General features: G+C 66.6%; 4 protein-coding genes. 1 reads left to right on the top strand and 3 read right to left on the bottom strand.

The window, feature by feature from the left end; all coding sequences use genetic code 11:
- The coding region (locus BT122_RS10585) for an IS30 family transposase (RefSeq protein ID WP_072355868.1) at window positions 1-1,262 on the bottom strand (1,262 nt) is incomplete at its 3' end.
- 224 nt (window positions 1,263-1,486) lie between these two features.
- Between BT122_RS10585 and BT122_RS10590 the strand changes: the two genes are divergently transcribed.
- Window positions 1,487-2,785 (top strand): MFS transporter, encoded by a 1,299-nt coding sequence (locus tag BT122_RS10590; RefSeq protein WP_072355869.1) that lies wholly within the window; start codon window positions 1,487-1,489, stop codon window positions 2,783-2,785.
- A 296-nt stretch (window positions 2,786-3,081) separates the two neighbouring features.
- On the opposite strand, the gene BT122_RS10595 is transcribed toward BT122_RS10590, so the two are convergent.
- Window positions 3,082-3,294 carry a hypothetical protein gene (locus tag BT122_RS10595; RefSeq protein WP_072355870.1) on the bottom strand — a complete coding sequence of 71 codons (213 nt, stop codon included), beginning with the start codon at window positions 3,292-3,294 and terminating at the stop codon, window positions 3,082-3,084.
- Window positions 3,295-3,755: 461 nt separating this feature from the next.
- On the bottom strand, window positions 3,756-4,655 hold the full coding sequence (locus BT122_RS10600; RefSeq protein WP_353612553.1) for a VaFE repeat-containing surface-anchored protein: 900 nt from the start codon (window positions 4,653-4,655) through the stop codon (window positions 3,756-3,758).
- Window positions 4,656-4,713: the final 58 nt, after the last annotated feature.

Genomic DNA, 4,713 nt, shown 5'->3' on the forward strand with positions numbered 1-4,713 from the left:
CGCGCCCTCTCGATGAGCCCCGGCGTCAGGTCGAGTTCCCCGATGGGCACGTCCCCCACGCCGTAGGCGTCCAGCAGCGCCGCCGCGTCCTCCCCGAGCATCGCCCTGAAGGCGCGCGCGGGCGTCGCGAAGCCGAGCGCGCCGCGGGGCTCGGAGTTCACGTGCGACATGGCCAGCGCCAGGTCGGCCGGGACGAGCCGGTCGAACCTGATTCCGGCGCCCTTGGGCAGCAGCTTCCTGATCTCGACGTGGTTGCGCTCGCAGGCGCCCTTCTGGTCGCTGCGCCTGGGGTCGCAGTAGAACAGCCTCGTCTCGCCCGGCCCCTCGCCGAGCAGCGCCGCGATCGCCGCCTCGTCGGAGAACTCGGCGCCGTTGTCGGTGAGGACGGCGCGGAACACGCGGCGCGTCCCGTCGGCGCCGAGGATGGCCCGGACGCCCCCCAGGGCGTCCGCGACGCACCCGGCGGTCTTCTCCTCCAGCGGCAGCGCGAGCTGGAGCCTGCTGGGGCGGTGCAGCAGCGTGAGCAGGCAGGCGGAGTCCTCCCGGGCCCCCTCGACGGTGTCCATCTCCCAGGCCGCGGCGCACGCGTCCTCCCCGAGGGCGAGGAACGCGGCATGCGACCTGCGGGCGGAGTGGCGGGTCGCCGCCCGGCCCGCGGCGCGCTTCCTCGGCCTGTAGCCGACCTTGCGCCTGAGCTCCATGCTGGTCATGCCGTCGTAGCCCGCCGAGACCCAGCGGTAGATGGTCGACGGCGACAGGTCCACCGGGCCGCCGTTGCGCGCCGCCATCTGCTCGGGCGACAGCCCCCGGCGCAGGCAGTCCCTTATCGCCTCCAGCCTGGCCGCCGCGGCGGGCTCGTCGGCGTCTATCCCGCGCCTGGACGAGACGAGGACCGAGTCGGCGCACAGCTGCGCGGCCCGGGCCTCGTAGAAGACGTGGGGGCGGCGCTTGCAGCCGATCGCGCGGTACCGGCCGCAGCCGTTGCAGCATCGCGGCCACGCCGCCAGGCGCGGGCAGGCCGCCGACAGGTCGGCGGAGGCGTCCACGCGCTCGCCGCGCCTGGCCTTCGGCGCCGTCACGAACCTGTGCGACGCCACCTCGGCGCTCACCGTCGAGGGCGACCTGCCCAGCTCCCTCGCGATCTCCCTGCACGACGCCCTGCGCTCCAGCATCCTCTGGACCGTGTCCCGCTCGTGCCTCGTGAGCCTTCCGTAGGCCCTCGGGACCGCCCTTGCGGAGCCGCTTTTCTTCTTTCCGGACATGCCGTCCTCCGATCTCCCGGGGCCGGCCGATCCGGCCCTCAGGGTATCGGGTTCCCACATTCATCCGCACATGTACGGATGAATGTGGGAGGTGTTCGGATAAAGTTGATAATCAAGGCACGATGCCCATGCCATAGACAGGCCGGCTAACTGCGTCGATGGACATCTACCTAGGATATATAATTCTGGCAGTAGAGCCGTTTTGCGAAAGGAGGGATCAAAAGGTGGCAGCTACAGGCGCCTCGCAATCCGGTTCGCTTCGATCCTCGTGGCAGTTCAAGCTCGCCTGCGTGTGGGGCGGGGAGCTCGTCTCGGTGCTCACCAGTTCGATCCTGCAGATGGGGTTTATTTGGCACATCGCCCTTTCCACCAATTCAGCGGCCATGCTTTCGCTCGCATCGCTCGCGGGATTTCTGCCGCTCGCCCTGTTCGGGACCTTTGCCGGCACCGTCGTCGACAGGCATCCGCTCAAACGCGTCCTCATAGGGGCCGACCTGTTCATCGCGGCGGTGAGCGCGGTCGTCGCGCTCGTATCGGCCGTGACGCCCCTGCCTGTCTGGGTGGTCATTTGCGCCCTATTTTTCCGTGCGGTCGGGTCGGCGTTCTATACTCCAGCCTCTCTTGCCCTCACGCCGCATGTTGCCCCTCCCGAGCACCTCGTTCGCCTCTCAGGGGTGACACAGGGGGTCCAATCCGGCGGATACATCCTCGGCACCGCCGTGGCTGCCGCGATCTATCCGCTCTGGGGGCTGACCCCCATGATCGCCCTCGACGTCCTCGGGGCGCTCGTTGCCTCGGCGGCCGTCCTCGTCGCGCGCATAGACGTCGGCGACTTGCGGGAAGAAGGCGCGTTGGGTGCCTCGGAGGGGTTTATCGGGGGGCTGCGAGCGCTTTTCCGCGAATCGCTGGACGGCCTGCGCGTGCTCCGCGGCTTCAGCGGGCTCTACGCGCTGCTGTGGTGCGGATTTGCGTTCTCGCTGGTGTTCTCGCCCATAGCGGCTCTGTTTCCCCTAATGACGCTCGGCCATTTCGGCGGTACCACCACCGATGCGGCGATGGTAGAGATCGCTTTCTCCGTCGGCATGGTCGCGGGCTCGGCCCTTCTCGCGGCGACAGGCGGTTTCAAGAACCGATCGATCAGCATCGTGGCCGCCACAGCGCTCTTGGGGCTTGCGACGCTCGTATCGGGCCTGCTCGCCCCCGGCGGCTTCGCCGTGTTCATTGTGATGAGCTTCCTCATGGGTTTGAGCTCGCCGTTCTATAGCGGCCCGCAGACCGCGCTCATGCAGGAGAAGGTGCCGCCCGAGTACCTGGGGCGGGTGTTTGGCCTGTATGGGGCAATCATGTCGTGGGCGATGCCCGTCGGCCTCGTCGCTTCCACGCTCCTGGCGGATTCCGTGGGGGTGCCGCTCTGGTTCGCGGGATCCGGGCTGCTGATGGTGGTGCTCGCCGCAGTCACGTGGCTCATCCCGAGTGTCCGCGAGGTCGGGCGCCCGCTCGTGCAGGACGATCCTGGACGCTAGCCCTAGGGCTGGAAGGAGACGTTCAAGCTTATGGATTCCGAGGGCAAATAGAGGGAGGGCCGCCTGTCTGGTGCTACAAGCGGCCCTCCGGGCATCTATGGGTTCTGGCTAGGCCGGAGGTGTGAGCTCTCGGTAGAGCGGGTCTCCGTCGCCCACGAATTTGAGCTTTGCCAATGCGAGCGCGGGCTAGAACGCCCGCGCCCTCTCGCTTTAAAAGTGCCAGAGGGCACGTTCGCTTAGCGCTCGAAGCATCCCACCACCACTCGGGGCTCTCGACGCCAGAGGCGCAGAGCATGTCAAGGAGCTTGGCTCGGGCATCCAGGGCAGAACTGATCGAAGTCCTCGCGCATGGCATCGAGGACAGCCTTGCTGGTGGAGATCATGTCGTTGCAGATGTCCCTCTTTTCCTTAAGCGTGTAACTCTCTGGCGAGTACACGCAAAGATCCGCGCGGAAGTACGCCATGTTCTCGGTCTGGCTGAGTTCGGTCATCTTAGCTTTGCTAATCATGGCTTGAATCTCCTTCCTATGCCCAGCACCCTGAATGGTGGCGCTGAGGTGGTACGAATTCAGGTACGAATAATCCCGAAAGGAGCGTTTTCTAGTGAAGTGAAGAGGTGTGCCGATTTCTCGAACACACCACTTCTGACCTGTGGGTTTATTGCTTTCTGGGTTAGAGTGTGAAAGACTGATTTGAGGCTCGAATCATTCCCACTCTACGATAGGGTTCGGCTTGCGCAGAAGCTCTTCCTCAAGATCCGTCGGGACTACTTGCAGACAGGGTCATTTCCCGAAGCCATCGATGCTGATTGGTGAGGCGGCGGTCCAACAGGGCCGCCGCCTCGCTTGTTCTCTATGGGACGGCCGTCTCTATCGGCGGTACCCCTCCATCCGGTCTGCCTCGCCCGCAAGCCTGCAGCAGGCGTAGGCGGTCAGCGCGATGACGCCGAGCGCCACCAGGATCGCCTTCCTCACGGGATCACCTCCTCCCCCTGGCCGAGGTCGGGCATGGTCTGCGTGACGCGGCCGCGCTGGATGTGCGGGAAGCCGTCGTCGGGGTCGTCGCCGTCCCACCCGTCGTCCCGGCGGCGCCGGCGGAGCTCCCACACGCCGAGCGCGACGAGCCCGGATCCGCTGGCCACCATCGCCGCCACGAACGGCCCGAGTCGGGTGTCGTCGCCCGTCTTGGGCAGCAGTCGCGGCGTGGTCGGGTTCTCGGGCACCTTGGGCTCCTCGACGTGGACGGTCTGGCCCTCGTCCTCGAGGTCCTCGTGCGTTGCCACCGTCGCCTTGCCCTGGGTCAGCACCTCAAAGGCCACGAGGTCGCGCCCGCCCAGCTGCGATGCGTCCAGCTCGAAGGTGACGCTCACCTGGCCGTCGGCCTTCTCCGGCGTGAACGACGTGCCGGCGGTCACCGGCTTGCCGGACCCGTCGGTCACGGGCTTTCCGGTCTCGCGATCCATGAGCGTGCCGGTCACCGCGTACTCCTGCCCAGGGGTGAGCCCCTGGTAGGACACGACGTCGACTACCTCGACCTTGGCAGCCGCGACCGTGTGGTCGCCGTCCGCCTTGTCGGTGGCGGTGGTGCCGATGGAGACGACACGCACCGTCTGTCCCTCGTCCTCGATGTCCTCGTGGGTGGCCACGGTGATGTCCCCGCGCATGAGGACCTCGAAGGCGACCAGGTCGTGCCCGGCCAGCTTGGAGCCGTCGAGCTCGAACGTGACCGTCACGGTGCCGGACTCCTCCTTCGGGGTGAAGGTGGCGCCCGCCGTCGCGCCGTCGACCGCCTTGCCCGTGGCCTTGTCCATCAGGGTGCCGGTCACGACGTACTCTGTGTTTGATAGCCTCCTAATTGCACAAAAAAGCAGAGCGGCTTTTCACTCGTGAGCATGAAAAAGTTTCACAGATAAGCAAGAGGGACACGTC

This window comes from Olsenella sp. kh2p3 (assembly GCA_900119625.1).
Classification (GTDB): Bacteria; Actinomycetota; Coriobacteriia; order Coriobacteriales; family Atopobiaceae; genus Tractidigestivibacter.